The following is a 16,892-nucleotide window of genomic DNA, read 5'->3' as shown; positions in this document are numbered from 1 at the left end:
ATGGAAATTAAAGTCGTACATCAACCAAATCTTGCACATCTCAATGAGTTAGATGTATTCAACTGGCCAATTTGGGAAAAGGAAATATCTCAATTTTCCTGGACTTACGATGATCAAGAAACTTGCTACTTTTTAGCAGGTAATGTTGTTGTCACTCCTAATGGAGGACAAGCGGTAAAAATGGGTAAGGGAGACTTAGTAACTTTTCCCGCTGGGATGTCTTGTAAATGGGAAATTACCAGCGACGTAAAAAAACATTATTGCTTTGATTAATATTTTTGCAATCTCAATAACCAATATCTGAAGATGTGAATTGGATGTTATTTAGAGGTTGGCTATGAAACTATTGATCCCAAAATATCATCTACAACTAAATTAATTTCGGGGAATGCTTGAATTGACATTTTTTCTCCTCGACTTAGTTTTTGAATGTCGCTATAACCATTTTCGCTAGGGTAGCGATAAACAATAATACAAGATATAACAAAGAAGCAATCAGATCCCCGACTTCTCAACTCAATTGATTATTTATTAACAAGATATAACAAAGAAGCAATCAGATCCCCGACTTCTCAACTCAATTGATTATTTATTAACAAGATATAACAAATAAGTCGGGGATCTAGATTTACAAATAATCAAAAAAGACTTCGGGAACTAATCTTAATTCACCAGATTTGAATCGAGAAATATCTATCCACAATGCGCGATGTTGACGTTCTGGTGTTTCCGCAAAAGTTAAACTTTCAATTTGATAAAACTGGGAATCAGCAAAGTCGCATTCATAAAGTTGAATGATTTCATGTCCTTGTCTACCGTCAAAAGTAAATAAGTTCTCAATACAACTTAGATAGCGAATATTTGTTAATTCGGCTTGAATTTCTTCTTGAAATTCTCTAGCTAAGGCTATGCGGCTAGTTTCGCCAAATTCTACGCCACCACCTAACGCCCGGTAGAATATTGATTGTTTTTTAGGATCGAATCCTTCAGAAACAAATATTCGATTACCATCTCGAATTAGGGCTAAAACAATTACCCGGATTTGACCTTCTTTATTCATGATGACAATTAATTATCGTAAATTGAAGAGGGACGACTTTCGCTATCTTCTGTAGGCCAATCTGGATTTTCACCACCAATGTATAGTTCTTCAATTGTGACGTATTCTTCAGTTAGTTGGGTGAGGGCGTTGATAAGAATGTCTAAGGCGATCGCATCACTTGTACCTAAATCAAACCAACAACGTCCCCATTCTCCTTCATATTCAAATTCACCCATGTTGTGCATCAAAGCCATTAAGCTTTTATCATAGCCTCTTGCATCATAGTCCATGTGGCTGATATCAAGTCCTGTATCTTGGATTTGCAGATTTTCCGCATTAAATCCTCCCAATTTACCTAGATAAAACCAGGAATTAAAGACTTCTTCTACATATTGTTTTTCCCGTTGGGAGGGAACATTGCTAAACTTCAACCAAATCCAAGCATCAAAAGGATTAAACTCGCGGAATTGAATTTCCATTTTTGTAATGGGTAAAACTAGAATTTTGTAACAACTGACCACTGACTACTGACCACTGACAGCCTGATTGCGTTCATATTCAATTTGTTTAACTAAGTTAGCAGGAAGTTGAGACTTTTTGGCTAATGCTTTATCAAAATGAATTATTGCTTCCTTGATTAAATCCTGACTTTTTTCTTTTTTTCCTTTTTCATGGAGAATTTGGGCTTTGAGATAGTAAATTTCTGGGTTGTCAGCAGTTGTTTTTAAGGCGCGGTTGACATAATCTAAAGCCTGGGAATGTTGTTTTAAATCTCGATATGCTAAAGCAATACCTCTATCTACTAAATAACCAGGTGCTGCATTTTTTTCCAATCGGTTAATTGCATCATCTGGACTAGTAAAAGGTAAATTCACAGCTAACATTAAATCCATATAGCCGCGAATTAAGTTTAACTCTGGATCATTAGCAGAAATCTCTTCGGCTCTGTCAAGATATGTATAGACTTTCCGCAACCGACTAAAAGCGAGGGGCGCACCATTTACAGTTCCTTCCCGCTTTAAAATTACCGCCCCCTCTAAAAAATGACCAACCGCAGTGTATAAATTACCACGTAATGGGTCACTAGCGATGAGATTTTGTCCAGTTTCCAGGGTTTTTCGGCTGTATTTTGCTAAATTAGTTTGATCTTGATTTTGATATGCTAAAGAAGCCTGAAGGGCGTAAATTAAAGGTTCATTGGGTTCGCTAGAGACGGCTTTTTGTAAAGCATCTTTGGCTGCTGGGTAATTTCCTTGCTGAAAAATAGCATTAAAAACAGCTTCCGTGCGATCGCCAATTTTATGAGGTTCACGAGAGCGAAATGGATCACCCGCAAAGGATGGATTTACTAAAATATTTAAAAGGATGGAAGTAGTTACAGTCACCTTGAAAAATGGAGCAAATCGCCAGAATATCCTAAATTGAGGCATTAAAACCTGTTTAAACATGATAACCCTCAGAATAATTACAGTTGAAATTGTTGTGTCTATTACCTAAAATGCAAAAATAGTGAATATAAATTACGTCTATTTCCATCAAAAATTTCTCATAACTTGGTAATCTTCACAAATGCTCTATCTCAGAAATCTAACTTATCACCCCACAGCCTGCCCAAAAGCAATTCTTCAAGCTATAAATTTAGAATTACCACCCCAGAAACTGGGTTTAATTATTGGTCCTAGCGGTTCGGGTAAAAGCACCTTATTAGAAATTTTATCTGGATTGGCTGATCCCACTGCTGGTGGAGTTTTCTGGAGAGAACAGGGACTCATAGCCGAACAACTACAACAATTAGCCGGTTTAGTATTTCAATTTCCAGAAAGACATTTTTGCGGGGGGACAATTTTAGAAGAATTGCGCTTAGGACATCCTGAACTGGGAGCGGACAGGGTTAAACAAGCATTAACAGAGGTTGGATTAGATCATTTATCTTTATCTGCGTCACCTCATGCTTTAAGTGGTGGACAACAGCGACGGTTAGCTTTAGCGGTGCAGTTAATTCGTCAACCAAATTTATTATTATTAGATGAACCTACAGCGGGTTTAGATTGGTCAATGCGTCGCCAATTGGTGAATTTATTAGCCGAACTCAAAAAAGATTGGACATTGTTAGTTGTAACACACGACGCTGGTGATATGTTACCAATAGCTGATTATTGTTGGACTTTAGATCATGGGGTCTTAACATCAGGAGTCAGGAGTCAGGAGTCAGGAGTCAGAAGTCAGGGAGAAGAGGTAAAATCTGCTTAATTCTAAATTAATCTTCAGAGTAATTGAACGCAGATGAACGCAGATGAACACAGATAAGGAGGGATGAATTCATGGATTTGATGATGTTATGTAGCTTCACATAAAATTAGGTATGAAATTCCCAAATTGAACCTTTAAAACTCTTTCCTTTGCGTGATTGCGCCTTGGGGTGAGACTAAAATTCATACCCTGAATCAGTAACGCCAAAATAACTTAAAAAAATTAATTTTAACCAATGAATTTAGAATCTTTACCTATAACTATTTTGCCAGAAATGGGGGAAATATGGCAAAAAACTCTGAATTGGCAACCAACAAACTGGGAAGAAAACCAATTTCAACAACTTTATCAATTAATCTTGGCAGGAAATCGTCAACTTAACTTAACTCGCATTACTGAACCTGAAGAATTTTGGGAAAAACATCTTTGGGATTCTTTGCGAGGAATTGCACCTAAACAATTATTTATTCCCGGTATTGAAAAGGGTAAGCGGATAATTGATATTGGTACGGGTGCAGGTTTTCCTGGTATCCCAATTTCTCTAGTTTTTCCTAATTCTCAAGTTACGCTTTTAGATTCTACAGGGAAGAAAATTAGTTTTATTGAGACAATTTTATCAGCACTTGCTCTGAATAATGCCAAAACTTTACTGGGGAGAGCCGAAGAAGTTGGTCAGCAAATTCAACACAGACAACAGTATGATCTAGCTGTAATTAGGGCTGTGGGTAATGTTTCTGCTTGTGCTGAATATTCTTTACCTTTAGTAAAAAAAGGCGGTTTAGCGGTAATTTATCGCGGTACTTGGACTCAAGCCGAAAATGAAAGTTTAGAAATGGCTGTTACCCAATTAGGTGGGGTAATTGAACTAATTGAAGAATTTTCTACTCCCTTGAGTAATAGTATTCGTCATTGTCTTTATTTACGAAAAGTAGCAAACACACCAATTAGTTTTCCCCGTGCGGTTGGTATACCCAGTCAAAAACCAATTTAATCAACTGATTTCTCGATTTTAGATTAGATTGGTGATTAGATATCTAACAGCGCGAGAGCGTCAACATCGTTATAAATGGCTGAACCAAAGGTTCAACAGTAGCTAACCGCTGATAGCGAAAACAAACCTAAAATCCCAAAATCCAAGTGTTAAATTTGTCTCAAAATGGGTGTTCTGTATGGGTTGCTTCTGCAACAGAAGAACTGCTGACACCAACTGCTGTTGCTCTTGGCAAATTTGATGGTGTTCATCTTGGTCATCAAAGAGTGATTCAGCCAGTATTGCAGTCAGCACGGAGTGAGGAGAATTCAGTCCGCCCGTACTCAACCGTTGTCACATTTGATCCCCATCCCCAGGAGTTTTTTACAGGACTTCCCCGTGATTTGTTAACACCACTGGATGAAAAAGTTGCACAATTGCGATCGCTTGGGGTGGAACAATTAGTATTATTACCTTTTGATAGAGAACTATCTGCCCTTTCCCCTGAAGAATTTGTCGATAAAATCCTGGTTCAACAACTGCAATGTCAACAGATTAGCGTTGGACAAGACTTTTGTTTTGGCAAAAAGCGCATGGGTACTGCTCAAGATTTGCAAATACTCGCAGCAAAATATAATATACCCGTGACCATAGTTCCTATAAAAACTGATATAGAAAACTTTTCCGCAGCAGATGATACTCGCATTAGTACCTCATTAATCCGGGAAAGTTTGGAAGTCGGTGATATTCAAAAAGCAAATCGTCTTTTGGGAAGACCTTACAGCCTTACAGGTATAGTAGTAACAGGTCAAAAATTAGGGAGAACTATCGGCTTTCCTACCGCCAATATTCAACTACCAAAAGATAAATTTTTACCTCGTCATGGTGTTTATGCTGTGGAGGTTATTATTGATAACGAAACTCCAGACAACTCTCCCACTCAACATTTTGGAGTCATGAATATTGGCAATCGTCCCACAGTTCATGGTATAGATACTAGCGTAGAAGTACATTGTTTAAATTGGTCTGGTGATTTGTATGGTAAAAATTTGCTGGTACAACTAATAAAATTTTTGCGTCCCGAACAGAAATTTACCTCCTTAGAAGCGCTGAAAAACCAAATTCAACTAGATTGTAAAATAGCTCAAGAAATTTTTAATTCTTAATGATGGGGGGATTTTCAATGTTAATCTAAACATTACAGCGATTTTTAGGTAACTACTTCTGTAATATGAAATATCATGGGAGGTGTAACTTCCCAAAAAGTATTTCTATTATGGTACATTTGTTATGTAAGCATAAAAAAGTCACATTTACCTATGCAAAAAATTATCATCGAAAACTTCGGTCCAATTAAATATGCAGAAATTGAAGTTAAGAAAATATTAGTTTTGATTGGTGAACAAGCTAGTGGTAAAAGCACTATTGCTAAATTAATTTATTTTTTCAAGACCATACAAGAGGATTTATTTAGTCAAATTTACCGAGACAAACAAAATCAATCTCTGGATATCAATTCTGATATTTTATCCCCCATTCAGCAAAAATTTTATAATTTTTTTGGACCTACAAATAATTTACCTGATTTTGAAATAACATTTTATTACAGTTTTAATGAAAATAAATTCTTGAAACTAAGCAATGATGAAAATAAAAAAATGAAGATATCTCCTATAGATACTTTTATAAATGAAAAATTTACAATTCTTGCAAGTGATATTAAATTTAGACTTAGACAAGAATATTTAAATATCAACAAAAATAGAAATATTCAACCATTAATTAAGGAAGAAGAAAAAATAAAATATGCTCAACAACTTTATGACCTGCTCAATGACTTATTTCAAAATAAACAAAGAGATTTATTGTTTATTGTTGCTGGTAGAAGTGCAACCGTAGCCTATCCTAGTTTATTTGAAAAATATTTCTCACAAAGTATTGAAATTAATTTAAAACAAAATATTTCAATTGACAATTATGAACGTAGCTCAAAAACTTTAGATGAAATATTATTGGAAAAATTTATAGAAAAATTTGTAAGGGTAAAAGACATTTTTAGAAAGTTTAGAAATTTTGAAGGACTAATCGAAAGTTATTCAGAAAACAACATAAAAGAAAAATTATATCAAGTCAAAAATAAGATAGATAAAATATTAAAGGGAGAATACCGTATTGATGATTTAGGAGAGAAAATTCTATTTAATAAAGAAACAGAAGAATATATTTACTTGTCTAATACTTCGTCAGGACAGCAAGAATCTATAAGAATTTTACAAGATATTTTTCTGAATATTCTTGATAATACAAAAGTATTAAGAATCTTGGAAGAACCAGAAGCTCATTTATTCCCTGTTGCTCAAAAGCAATTGATTGAGTTATTGGCTTTAATGATAAATCAAAATGATGATAATCAACTAATTATCACCACCCATAGTCCCTATGTTCTCACAGTTTTTAATAATTTACTCTTTGCGAATAGAGTAGTTGAAAAAAATCCGTCAACAGAATCAGAAGTAGCACAAATAATTCCCCAAGATTCTTGGTTAAGTGCTAAAGATTTTTCTGCTTATTCTTTGGGAAATCAATCTGTTAGTGAGGATACTAGGTATTGCGAACCTATTTTTAATCAAGAAAAAGGTACTATTCAACAAAATTATTTAGATACAGTTTCGGAAATTTTGGGTGGTGATTTTCAAGCTTTGTACAGTATTCACGCTAAAACTTTCAAAAGAAAATGAGCAAATTTGAGGATATTAAAGAACTTCTATCAACTGCTTTTGATAACTTTTCCGATGTTCTGGAAATTGAAATGAGATCGGAATTTTCAATGATAGACTATCAAGGACAGTCCTTTATTATTATCAATATAAATTCAGATGACAACACATTTACTATTAAACTAAATGGTGTTGATACTGTTAAAAATGGTTTTGATATCACTAAATTATTTAATGTAATTAATGCTAAAATAGTTGGTTTTATTCCTATTGACGGAAAAAAAGGACTTTTAGGATTTGGTGATTCTCATTGCGATTTTGTATTTTTTGATGAAAATGATTTTTGTTTTGTAGAGTTCAAATTGGATGCAACAAGTTTAAGAAAAGTAGATAAAAACCGCGACAAAGCTATTAACCAACTCACTAATACTATTGATTTATTTGATAATAAATTAGTTAGAAACTATGCAGGTTTAAATTTAGAAGCTTATGTTTGTACTCCTGAATTTTACCCAAGATTTAATTCAAGCTGGATAGCATTTGCGAAAGATTTTTTAGAAGAGTATGGTTTTGAACTTTTTGAAATAAACAATAAAATTTGTAAATAAATAATATATTTAAAAGTAAAACCAGTTCCAAAAAATTTGTTTTTTGACTTTCCTCTCCTTGCGTCGGTGGTTTAGCAACTCCAGAAATCTTTAATTCTTATGCTGGATTAAGCTTGTTACGTGGGAATACTGTAGAAAAGGCTAAACTATTAAACAAGTTTTTAGTCAAAACTCAGAAGTAAGCCTTCTCCATTTCCCCCCAGGTACTGCATGAGAGAAAAAATTGACGCTTTAACACAAAATTTGGCTCGTACCATTGTTGGTAAACATGAAGCCATCCGCTTAGTCATAGTAGCTTTACTTGGTGGTGGTCATGCTTTATTAGAAGATGTTCCCGGTGTCGGGAAAACCCTCTTAGCCAAATCTCTAGCTCGTTCTGTAGATGGTAAATTTCAACGGTTACAATGTACCCCTGACTTACTCCCTACGGATATCACCGGCACAAATATTTGGAATCCTAAAACTGGGGAATTTACATTTCTACAAGGTCCTGTATTTGCTAACGTCCTCCTAGCGGACGAAATTAACCGGGCTACACCCCGTACCCAGTCGGCTTTGCTGGAAGTGATGGAAGAACATCAGGTAACAGTTGATGGTGTTTCTCGTCTAGTTCCTCAGCCATTCTTTGTGATTGCTACCCAAAACCCCATTGAGTATCAAGGGACGTTTCCCCTCCCAGAAGCCCAAATGGACCGGTTTATGCTGTCTTTGAGTTTGGGCTATCCTTCGGAATCAGAAGAAATGCAAATGCTGCAAAATCTGCAAGCAGGTTTAAAAGTTGCTGATTTACAGCCTTGTATTACTTTAGAAGAAGTCCAAGCATTACGCCAAGCTTGTTCCCAAGTCAAGGTAGAAGCATCTTTGCAACAATACATTTTGGAATTGGTGCGAACTACTAGACAGGATGAAGAAATCACTCTTGGTGTGAGTCCTCGTGGTACTGTGGCGTTACAAAAAGCTTCCCAAGCACTGGCTTTTATTTTAGGTAGAGAATATGCTCTTCCTGATGATGTCAAGTTTCTCGCACCGCACGTTCTTTGTCATCGTCTGATTCCTAGAGGGGGAAGAAATGCCAAAACTATAGTTGAACGGTTATTGCGATCTGTGCCTATCCCTTAATATAAAATATCATGGGAGGTAGAGCCTCCCAAAAAGCGGATTTTTTCGGGTTTTTTATGTCAATTTTGGAAAAGAACATCTTTTTTCTGATTATTAAAACTTATACCTTGTCTGATAAAAACAACAAAAACTTATAATTGCATCTTGATAGAAGAACTAAGAAGTCCTGATTTTGCCTTTTGCCACTTTTTCAGCAAACCCTAAGAGGTTGTTTGAAAAGTATTATATGAAACCCATAATCTCCAAAAACCTAACCCCCCTTCCCCCCTTCCCTACAAGGGAATGGGGTTTTTAAAGCCTCTCCCCTGGTAGGGGAGAGGTTTGGAGAGGGGTCTGTTTCCACATTAAAAACTTTTAAAACATCCTCTAAGTAACAAATTGGTTTATGCTGTAAATAGTGAAAGTTTAAGAAATATTAAGTTCTCCTCCTCGTATAATCATGCAATGTATTGTTAATCGCCGCGATCAGTTTTCAGCAGTTGGTCGGTATTGGTTCCCAGAACTGAGTCAAATTGAGAATTTAGAAAAATTTGGTGCTTACTCAAAATTTCCCGGACACGGACACAACTATGTCTTGTTCATTTCCATGATTGGGGAATTAGATGAGTATGGTATGGTGCTGAACCTGTCTGATGTCAAGCACGTCATCAAAGAGGAAGTTACCAGTCAACTAGATTTTTCCTATCTGAATGATGTGTGGACAGAATTTCAACAAACTCTCCCCACTACGGAAAATATGGCGCGAGTGATTTGGGAACGTTTAGCACCCCATTTACCTTTGGTGCGCGTCCAGTTATTTGAACATCCTCAACTTTGGGCTGATTATCAGGGAGAGGGAGAAAAAGCTAGTTTGACTATCAGGACTCATTTTAGCGCTGCTCACCGTCTAGCTCCTAACCTCAGTGCTGATAAATATGGTAGATGTACTCAGACTCATGGACATAATTATCATCTAGAAGTGACTGTAGAAGGGGAAATAGACTCCCGTACGGGCATGATTGTGGATGTAGCTGCTTTAAATCGAGTGGTGGAAGATTATGTGGTGAGAATATTTGATCACTCTTGTGTGAATGAGGATATTCCTTATTTTGCCGATATTGTACCCACTACAGAGAATATTTCCCGTTACATTCATGGTCTTTTAGAATCACCCATTGATGAATTGGGAGTGAAACTAGCCAACATTAAACTGTTTGAAAGTCATCAACTTTGGGCAGATTATCCGGGTAAAGATAGGTCAGGCTATCTGAGTATTAGCACTCATTTTAGCTCTGCTCATAGATTGGCACACCCTGATTTGAGTTTGGCAAAAAACACGGAAATTTATGGTAAATGCGCTCGTGTAAATGGACATGGACATAATTATCAATTGGAAGTAACTATCAAAGGGAATATTGACTCCTCTACGGGGATGGTTATTGATTTGGGGGCTTTAAATCAGATAATTACAGATTACGTGATTGAGCCATTTGATCATACTTTCTTAAATAAGGATGTTGCTTTCTTTAATCAAGTTGTGCCGACTGCGGAAAATATTGCTCTTTATATTAGTAATACTTTGCGATCGCCTATTCAAGAATTGGGTGCAACTCTTTACAAAGTTAAACTGGTTGAAAGTCCTAATAACGCTTGCGAAATCTATGCGGCTGATTCTGAATCCATATCTGTTAATGCAGCGGTAAGTCAACCAGTATTGGCAATAGTTTAAACACATCCAGATCCCCGACTTCTCAAAGAAGTCGGGGATCTATATTCCTAACTCCTCTTTTAATTCAGCCAATGTTTGAGGAGTTTCCATTTCTGTTTGGGTCCATTCTAAAGCCCGAAATAAACGTTTAGCGTTTTCAGGTGATCTTAACTACTTAAAAATATCTGTTCCATTGGTTGCTGATTAAACCATTGACTAACTTGGGGGTTGGGAGCTTTTTTAACAAACTCAGACATTACACAAGTATCAATTAGATAAGTCATAGTTCAAAATTCCTGCCTGTGTCTTTATCACGTTCAAACAATGAGGCAATATCATCTTCGGCAGATTCATCATCTATAAAACGTAATCGCTCAAATAAAGGCAGTTCTTTTTTTTGTTGCTGCAAGTAATTGGATAATATTTTAATGACTGCTTCCTGTGCATTTTCATAGTGACTGACTGCGATAATTTCATTAATTAATTCATCATCTATTGTGATAATGGTCATTGTTTTATTCTCCGTTGTTTTCATAATGCTAATTATCGGATAAACAAATACCGACGACCGGCTAAACTGCGTAAATAGCGATAAATTAACCAAGCTAAAAGTCCTAACCCAAAATTGAATAATAGTTCTTGGACTATAAACCAGAAAATTTTCGGATCAAACCAAAGTTCCCACCGCAAAGGACTAATTTTTCGGGCTAGAATCAATAATCCAAATAGAGAATTTCCGCCTAGTGATAGGATTAATAATACTAAACCCCTTTGCCAAGTGCGGGCTGAGGATATATGTCCAGAAATTAACACTAAAGGATGTTTTCTCTGGAGTTTTCGGAGTAGTTGTTCCCACCGCCAAAACATCCATAATAGTAAAGGAAATAACCCATAGATGAGCAAATTTGTGGGCTGCGAAAACCTCACAGAAATACCTAAAATATTGACTAAAGCATGAAAGAAAACAGAATTTAACCAAGCGATAAAAATTAAATCCCGATCTCGATTCAACCTTCTCCTAGCAGAAATATATATCCCTAAAGCGTACCCCCAAGGAGCAGAAAACATCCCATGAACTGGAGTACCAATAATGCGGTCTAGAATTGAAGATGTGCCATGAGATAAATAAATCCAGGTTTCTTCCGCTGTGAAACCTAAAGCTACGGCTATGGTAAATAAAAAAACTGTAGTAGCTCGGAGATGATACTGACGTTGTAAATAGCAAATGGGCAGAATAACTGCTACTAATTTACAACCTTCTTCAATGGGAGCGATCGCTAATATTTGCCGAAAAACGACACCAGAAAAATGACGCTGGATCTGTTGCCAGTCTAAAACCCGGTTAGCTACATTTTCCATAGCCCATTCCAAGCCCAGAGCAGCAAAACCAGAGATAGCGCCAATAATGAACAAAATCAATAAATTTAACCACGGTGGGGCAGCAGGAGTTCTGCGGTAGTAAAACCACAAAAACAACAGGGGGGGGATAACTGCCCACAGCACTAAATATAAATTAGCCACTCACCTGAGCAATGATAGTACGGTAACGAGGACTATTGCTAGTAATAGTAGGAGCTTGTAAACCTGCCCCAATTAGGGCTTGTTCAATGTCCAAACTAAAATATTCATCTAAATAAGGTTCGGTACTTTTAAGCAACGTCAAAATATAAGTTGGCATTTTTTTGTAATTTTCCGATTTGGGATTCATGTCCGTAGATTCAGCTTGATCATGTACCCAGTTGATTTGGGCAAGACGACGTTGTTTAGTCCGATAGTTAGCTACAGCTAGAAGGTAAGGAGATAAGTCTAAACCAGTAATTTTGGCTTGGGGATATACTGCCTGTAAGGCGAAGGTACTTAATACCACTGCACATCCTAAGTCTAATATATCTTGCGCTTGGTGAGAAATCTGTGCAATTCATTTTTGTCTTTGACACTCTTTTTAACTTATGACATATTTACCAGATTTGAGGCTATATTTAGTGAATCTGGCATTTTCTCAATTTATGCTAATTTTGAATTCTCAGGGTTTGGGCTGTAAGATAAACTTTTGTCCATTCACCTAGAACTTGATGGGTTTTCAGTTGTAGTTCTTGGGCTATGACTTCTATGGAGTTACCTGCTTTGCGGAGGTTGAGGATTTGTTGTCCTATGGGAGTGATTTTTTCTGAAAGTTGTTGCCATTGGGTTTCTGTTAGCCCTAAATTATGTTCTTCTAGGGAAATGGACAACCAGTGATCAATTAGTTCTGGTTGGCCTTTAATGGCAAAGACTCGCACGGCATGATAACTGAGTTTTTCTCGCAGCCGATATACTTCTTTAATGGGTTTGTTGAGTTGTTTGGCAATTTCTTCTTGGGATTTGCCTTGCAGATATAAGCGCAACCAATCTACTGCTTGTTGTCCAATATTTTCTAATAAGTATTGTTCAAATTCTTGCTGTACAAGTTGACGGTTAGCTTGTTGTTCTTCTAAGTGTTGGGTTTCTTGATATTGAGCGATCGCTTGATTATCAACTAAGCTAATCGGATTGTCGTTATTTTCTGTGAGAATTTCCTCAGAAACAAGTTTCACTAATTCGCTAGTAGGTACTTGTGTTAAGCCTCCTCTCTGGATTTTTCGCAGGTAGTTAACAAAGCGGTACATTAATATTGGTTGATTCCGAACTGGACGTAAACAATATTCTTCTATGCTGGCAAATAGTAACGTATCCCGCAATCTTTTGTCCGTTGTTAATGCGGTAATGTGAGTCATTTGTTGTTGGATATATGAGTCACTTTGCATCAGGTCTTGGAGGACTTCTTGCAGGACATCAATAACGCTTCGTTGGCGATCGCGGCTGAGAGATATCCACATCTGAATTTTGTTTCTTACCGCCACTACACTACTCAAGCGGCTAATGAGTTGACGATAAGCCTTTTCTCTGCTCATACCTAAATAGCGTTTGTGCAGAATTCGCCACCGATATTCCATTGCTTGTTTAGCAATTTCTAGTTCTTTGGGGTTAAGTAGATCAAACCGTGCTAAATCCACTCCCAAAAGCCAATTCAGAATACTTTGTCTAGTAGCCTGACTTTGTTCTGGACATTCTGTAATTAGTCGCTGTTGCCAATATTGAGCTAAATTTACCCCATTTTGTGTCATAGCAACATTGCGCTCCTTGAAATTAGATTTAGCGATTTAGTAGCAGGTAATAACTCCTAATTGATTCGTTCAATAGACCGTAATATCAAATTAAGATGAAGCTACATTGAATAATATTTCAAGAATAATTAACCGCAGATAAACGCAGATTAAGACGGATGAATTAATGGATTTGATGTAAAGATTCAGACGTTATGGGATTACGAACATAATAATATTGTGGACTATTGATGCAAGTTGCTATTTAGGGAAAGAGGGAATAGGGGTTTATTACCTATTACCCATTGCCCACCTAATAGATGAAATTAGATCCTAGCAGCACCGATAATGGGATTTTCCACAGATTCTCGATACTGTTGAACGTCTGCTGTATAAGCAATTGGCAATACAGCTTCTACGTTTTCATGGGGACGAGCAATAATTACCCAGGATTCGAGAGTACCACCATGAACTTTTTCTACAGCATCCACACCGGCTGCCATAGCGGCTTTAACTTCGGAAACATCACCACGAATATTGACGGTAAAGCGAGCGCTCCCAACTCTGATATAACCAACGAGGGTAACTCGACCGGCTTTTACCATTGCGTCTGCTGCTGCGAGAACGGCGGGAAAACCCTTAGTTTCTAATGATCCAACTGCCTGTGATGACATTTTTAATCTCCTGTTTTGAATATAAAGTTATCGGTTGCTACAAGTTAATTTTTATGAAGAAATGCTTCAATTTTTCATAGCGAACTTACTTAGAAAATACGGAAAGGTTCAGATTTGGAGGTGAAGTGGATAGGTAAGACTGTTTCCACATTTTCCGGGGGATTGGGAATAATGTAGTGGGTAATAACCTCACCGCCATAAACTTCTTCACCAGCAACAATTCCAGCGGCTACGGCTGTTTGCACTTCCGCAACGTGGCCTCTGACAGCAACTATCATGCGACCACTTTCCGCGATACCGTAATAAACAATCGTGACACTAGCAGCTTTGACCATTGCGTCTGCTGATGCTAAAACCGCAGGAAAACCTAATGTTTCAATTGCGCCAACTGCCATTGGCATGGCTTAAATCTCCTACTATCGGGATAATTGATTCCTATTTTACGTGGATTGTGTCCCTATTTTAATTTTTGCGGAAATTTTCTTTTTTAATTGGTGACTGGGTATTAGCTAAGGGACTTGCAAGAAATAAATTATCTCAATAAACGAACCACAGAGGCACAGAGAACACAGAGAGAGAATTTTTGCGTCAGTTTTGGGACATTTTTTTATTTGGGAGTCCCTAAGGTGATCCGCACTGATGTAAACTGGAGTTTATGTTTCCAAGTTTTCTTCCTGCCGCAGTTGGGCAACTCACAGAACCAACATCCATCGCTTTGGCTCAAAATATCCAAAGTCAGGCGATTATTACTCATGCCGCCAATGAACCCATTAATACCACTTATGTCCAACAAGGTTATGGTGGTACACCGATTTTATTAATTCATGGTTTTGATAGTTCGGTGCTAGAATACCGCCGACTTTTGCCTTTACTAGCTGAAAAAAATGCAGTTTGGGCCGTAGATTTATTGGGATTTGGTTTTACAGATAGATTACCGGGGATTGCTTACAGTTCGGTCACGATTAAAAACCATCTCTACTCATTTTGGCAAACCCTGATTAACCAACCTGTGATTTTGGTGGGTGCGTCTATGGGTGGGGCTGCGGCTATAGATTTTACCCTCACTTACCCAGAGGCGGTAAAACAACTGGTATTAATAGATAGTGCGGGTTTGAAAGGTAATTCCCCATTAAGTAAATATATATTTTCACCTTTGGATTATTGGGCGACGGAATTTTTGCGAAATCCCAAAGTCCGTAAAAGCATTTGTCGAACTGCATATAAAAACCCAAATCTGATCTCCGAGGATGCTTTGTGCTGTGGAGAATTACACTTACAAATGCCTAATTGGACTCAAGCCTTAATTGCCTTTACCAAAAGTGGCGGTTATGGTGCTTTTAAATTTCCCCAACTTGCCAAAATTGCACAACCAACTTTAATTTTATGGGGTGATAGTGATAAAATTTTAGGAACTGGGGACGCTCCGAAATTTGCCAAAGCAATTCCCCAAAGTCAGCTAATTTGGATTAAAGATTGTGGTCATATTCCTCACTTGGAACAATCACAAATTGTCGCTGAACATATATTAGAGTTTTAGCAACAAGATCCCCGACTTCTTCAAGAAGTCGGGGATCTAAATTCTTAACTTCAATCATACAACCAAGTATTTTTGGAAAAATCCTCACTGTCTTGATTGGGTTTTTCTTGAAGTCGTTCTATTGACCTATGAGATTTTTTGTATTGAATGGATTTGGAAATTTGACTAGCTTGTTGACTAAGTTGTGAATGAGGTTGTTGACTAGGTTGTTTTAAACCCTTGATTTCTTCTAGTAACTGAGAGTTGGAATCTGCTAGTTGTAAAGCGGTTTGTTTTGTTTCGTAAAGTTCATTTGTCAAACGTTCTACCAATGCTTCTTTTTCTGAAAAAGCTGTTTGTAAATCACTAATTTGCTTGATTAAAGTAGATTCTTTTTGTTTTAATGTAGAAACTGTTTGCTGTAATTCTTTAATACTGGCTTCTAGTTCTAACTGATTATTATCCGTTTGTACTTGGGTTTCCAATACTGCTTCAGCCGAAACTTCAATTACAGGTTCATTTTGTAAGGGTATAAATTTTGTGGTTTCTTCTTGTATTAAGTTAGAGAGATTTTTTTTAGGCATTACTTTATCAACTCCAATTACGCCGTCATTATTTAAGTATACGTCTGGAAGTGACAATAAAATCTTATATTCCCAATTTCTTTGCAAAATCAGATTTCAAGAATTATTGACCGCAGATAAACGCAGATAAACGCAGATAAATACGGATGAATTATTGATATTAGTGCAGATAATAGATAAAATCAAGATGTTTAATTACCTATCCTTTTTCTGTTTTGGCTACTATATCTTGTCCTCGTTGTCATCAAATTATTGATAGTCAAGCAATTACTTGTCCTCAGTGTCGGCTATTGCTGAAAGCTTATGGACATCCTGGTATTCCTTTGCACCGCGCTCAAGGAAATGATCATCTATGCGACAGTTGTAGCTATCACTTTGATCATACCTGTAACTTTCCTCAATATCCCTATGCTCAAGATTGTACTCTCTATCAAAATATAGAAGAAAGTGAATTAGAATCGCAAAAGCAAAATTCTAATTATAACTTGAGTACAAGGGTTAATAATTGGATAAACCGCCATCAAACTTTGTTATTAATACTAACTTTGTTATTAGTTTGTTTATTAATAACCTTGTTCAACTCTTGATATAACAGAATCACGA

General features: G+C 36.8%; 18 protein-coding genes and 3 pseudogenes. 11 read left to right on the top strand and 10 right to left on the bottom strand.

Annotated features, from left to right (window positions below; all coding sequences use genetic code 11):
• A complete protein-coding gene (locus tag ANA_RS22450; protein WP_015083701.1) occupies positions 1 to 273 on the top strand; it encodes a cupin domain-containing protein in 273 nt (90 codons plus the stop codon).
• Positions 274 to 628: 355 nt separating this feature from the next.
• Here the strand turns inward: ANA_RS22450 and ANA_RS22445 are convergent, their stop codons facing one another.
• From ANA_RS22445 to ANA_RS22435, 3 genes are read right to left on the bottom strand one after another with little or no spacing between them, the layout of a single operon-like run.
• Positions 629 to 1,060, bottom strand: coding sequence for an NUDIX hydrolase (locus ANA_RS22445; protein WP_015083700.1), 432 nt, complete (start codon positions 1,058 to 1,060; stop codon positions 629 to 631).
• Positions 1,061 to 1,068: 8 nt separating this feature from the next.
• On the bottom strand, positions 1,069 to 1,521 hold the full coding sequence (locus ANA_RS22440; RefSeq protein WP_015083699.1) for a DUF3531 family protein: 453 nt from the start codon (positions 1,519 to 1,521) through the stop codon (positions 1,069 to 1,071).
• A 45-nt stretch (positions 1,522 to 1,566) separates the two neighbouring features.
• The gene (locus ANA_RS22435; RefSeq protein ID WP_015083698.1) at positions 1,567 to 2,490 is read right to left on the bottom strand and encodes a Sll0314/Alr1548 family TPR repeat-containing protein; all 924 of its coding nucleotides are present in this window, start codon (positions 2,488 to 2,490) and stop codon (positions 1,567 to 1,569) included.
• A 121-nt stretch (positions 2,491 to 2,611) separates the two neighbouring features.
• Between ANA_RS22435 and ANA_RS22430 the strand changes: the two genes are divergently transcribed.
• From ANA_RS22430 to ANA_RS28650, 8 genes and pseudogenes are all read left to right on the top strand, one after another.
• Positions 2,612 to 3,292: an ABC transporter ATP-binding protein gene (locus ANA_RS22430; protein WP_015083697.1), complete on the top strand. Its 681-nt coding sequence runs from the start codon at positions 2,612 to 2,614 to the stop codon at positions 3,290 to 3,292.
• Between the two features lie 235 nt (positions 3,293 to 3,527).
• Positions 3,528 to 4,283: a 16S rRNA (guanine(527)-N(7))-methyltransferase RsmG gene (rsmG, locus tag ANA_RS22425; RefSeq protein WP_015083696.1), complete on the top strand. Its 756-nt coding sequence runs from the start codon at positions 3,528 to 3,530 to the stop codon at positions 4,281 to 4,283.
• A 146-nt stretch (positions 4,284 to 4,429) separates the two neighbouring features.
• Positions 4,430 to 5,428, top strand: a complete 999-nt coding sequence (locus tag ANA_RS22420; RefSeq protein ID WP_015083695.1) for a bifunctional riboflavin kinase/FAD synthetase — start codon at positions 4,430 to 4,432, stop codon at positions 5,426 to 5,428.
• Between the two features lie 153 nt (positions 5,429 to 5,581).
• The gene (locus ANA_RS22415; RefSeq protein ID WP_015083694.1) at positions 5,582 to 7,000 is read left to right on the top strand and encodes an AAA family ATPase; all 1,419 of its coding nucleotides are present in this window, start codon (positions 5,582 to 5,584) and stop codon (positions 6,998 to 7,000) included.
• On the top strand, positions 6,997 to 7,587 hold the full coding sequence (locus ANA_RS22410; protein ID WP_015083693.1) for a hypothetical protein: 591 nt from the start codon (positions 6,997 to 6,999) through the stop codon (positions 7,585 to 7,587). Before ANA_RS22415 ends, ANA_RS22410 begins: the two co-directional genes overlap by 4 nt.
• 210 nt (positions 7,588 to 7,797) lie before the next feature.
• Positions 7,798 to 8,706: an AAA family ATPase gene (locus tag ANA_RS22405; RefSeq protein WP_015083692.1), complete on the top strand. Its 909-nt coding sequence runs from the start codon at positions 7,798 to 7,800 to the stop codon at positions 8,704 to 8,706.
• Between the two features lie 439 nt (positions 8,707 to 9,145).
• A pseudogene (locus ANA_RS28655) lies at positions 9,146 to 9,907 on the top strand (6-carboxytetrahydropterin synthase); the annotation flags it as partial.
• 42 nt (positions 9,908 to 9,949) lie between these two features.
• A pseudogene (locus tag ANA_RS28650) lies at positions 9,950 to 10,414 on the top strand (6-pyruvoyl tetrahydropterin synthase family protein); the annotation flags it as partial.
• A 259-nt stretch (positions 10,415 to 10,673) separates the two neighbouring features.
• Here the strand turns inward: ANA_RS28650 and ANA_RS22395 are convergent.
• The 6 genes and pseudogenes from ANA_RS22395 to ANA_RS22370 form a co-directional block, all read right to left on the bottom strand.
• A complete protein-coding gene (locus ANA_RS22395) occupies positions 10,674 to 10,904 on the bottom strand; it encodes a type II toxin-antitoxin system VapB family antitoxin (protein WP_041458611.1) in 231 nt (76 codons plus the stop codon).
• 32 nt (positions 10,905 to 10,936) lie between these two features.
• Positions 10,937 to 11,914 (bottom strand): PrsW family intramembrane metalloprotease, encoded by a 978-nt coding sequence (locus ANA_RS22390; protein WP_015083690.1) that lies wholly within the window; start codon positions 11,912 to 11,914, stop codon positions 10,937 to 10,939.
• Positions 11,907 to 12,308, bottom strand: a pseudogene (locus ANA_RS22385) (trans-aconitate 2-methyltransferase); the annotation flags it as partial. The gene ANA_RS22390 and the pseudogene ANA_RS22385, both read right to left, overlap by 8 nt.
• Before the next feature lie 94 nt (positions 12,309 to 12,402).
• Positions 12,403 to 13,536 (bottom strand): HetZ-related protein 2, encoded by a 1,134-nt coding sequence (locus tag ANA_RS22380; protein ID WP_051155260.1) that lies wholly within the window; start codon positions 13,534 to 13,536, stop codon positions 12,403 to 12,405.
• A gap of 305 nt (positions 13,537 to 13,841) precedes the next feature.
• Positions 13,842 to 14,189, bottom strand: coding sequence for a carbon dioxide-concentrating mechanism protein CcmK (locus tag ANA_RS22375; protein WP_015083688.1), 348 nt, complete (start codon positions 14,187 to 14,189; stop codon positions 13,842 to 13,844).
• 89 nt (positions 14,190 to 14,278) lie between these two features.
• Positions 14,279 to 14,590 (bottom strand): carbon dioxide-concentrating mechanism protein CcmK, encoded by a 312-nt coding sequence (locus ANA_RS22370; protein WP_015083687.1) that lies wholly within the window; start codon positions 14,588 to 14,590, stop codon positions 14,279 to 14,281.
• A gap of 254 nt (positions 14,591 to 14,844) precedes the next feature.
• On the opposite strand from ANA_RS22370, the gene ANA_RS22365 reads away from it, so the two are divergent.
• Positions 14,845 to 15,726, top strand: a complete 882-nt coding sequence (locus tag ANA_RS22365) for an alpha/beta fold hydrolase (protein ID WP_015083686.1) — start codon at positions 14,845 to 14,847, stop codon at positions 15,724 to 15,726.
• 50 nt (positions 15,727 to 15,776) lie between these two features.
• Here the strand turns inward: ANA_RS22365 and ANA_RS22360 are convergent, their stop codons facing one another.
• A complete protein-coding gene (locus ANA_RS22360) occupies positions 15,777 to 16,289 on the bottom strand; it encodes a hypothetical protein (protein ID WP_015083685.1) in 513 nt (170 codons plus the stop codon).
• A gap of 215 nt (positions 16,290 to 16,504) precedes the next feature.
• Between ANA_RS22360 and ANA_RS22355 the strand changes: the two genes are divergently transcribed.
• Positions 16,505 to 16,876, top strand: coding sequence for a zinc ribbon domain-containing protein (locus ANA_RS22355; protein ID WP_015083684.1), 372 nt, complete (start codon positions 16,505 to 16,507; stop codon positions 16,874 to 16,876).
• Positions 16,877 to 16,892: the final 16 nt, after the last annotated feature.

Source organism: Anabaena sp. 90, assembly GCF_000312705.1.
GTDB classification, from domain to species: Bacteria; Cyanobacteriota; Cyanobacteriia; order Cyanobacteriales; family Nostocaceae; genus Dolichospermum; species Dolichospermum lemmermannii.
This window is presented reverse-complemented; position numbering and strand designations above follow the sequence as displayed.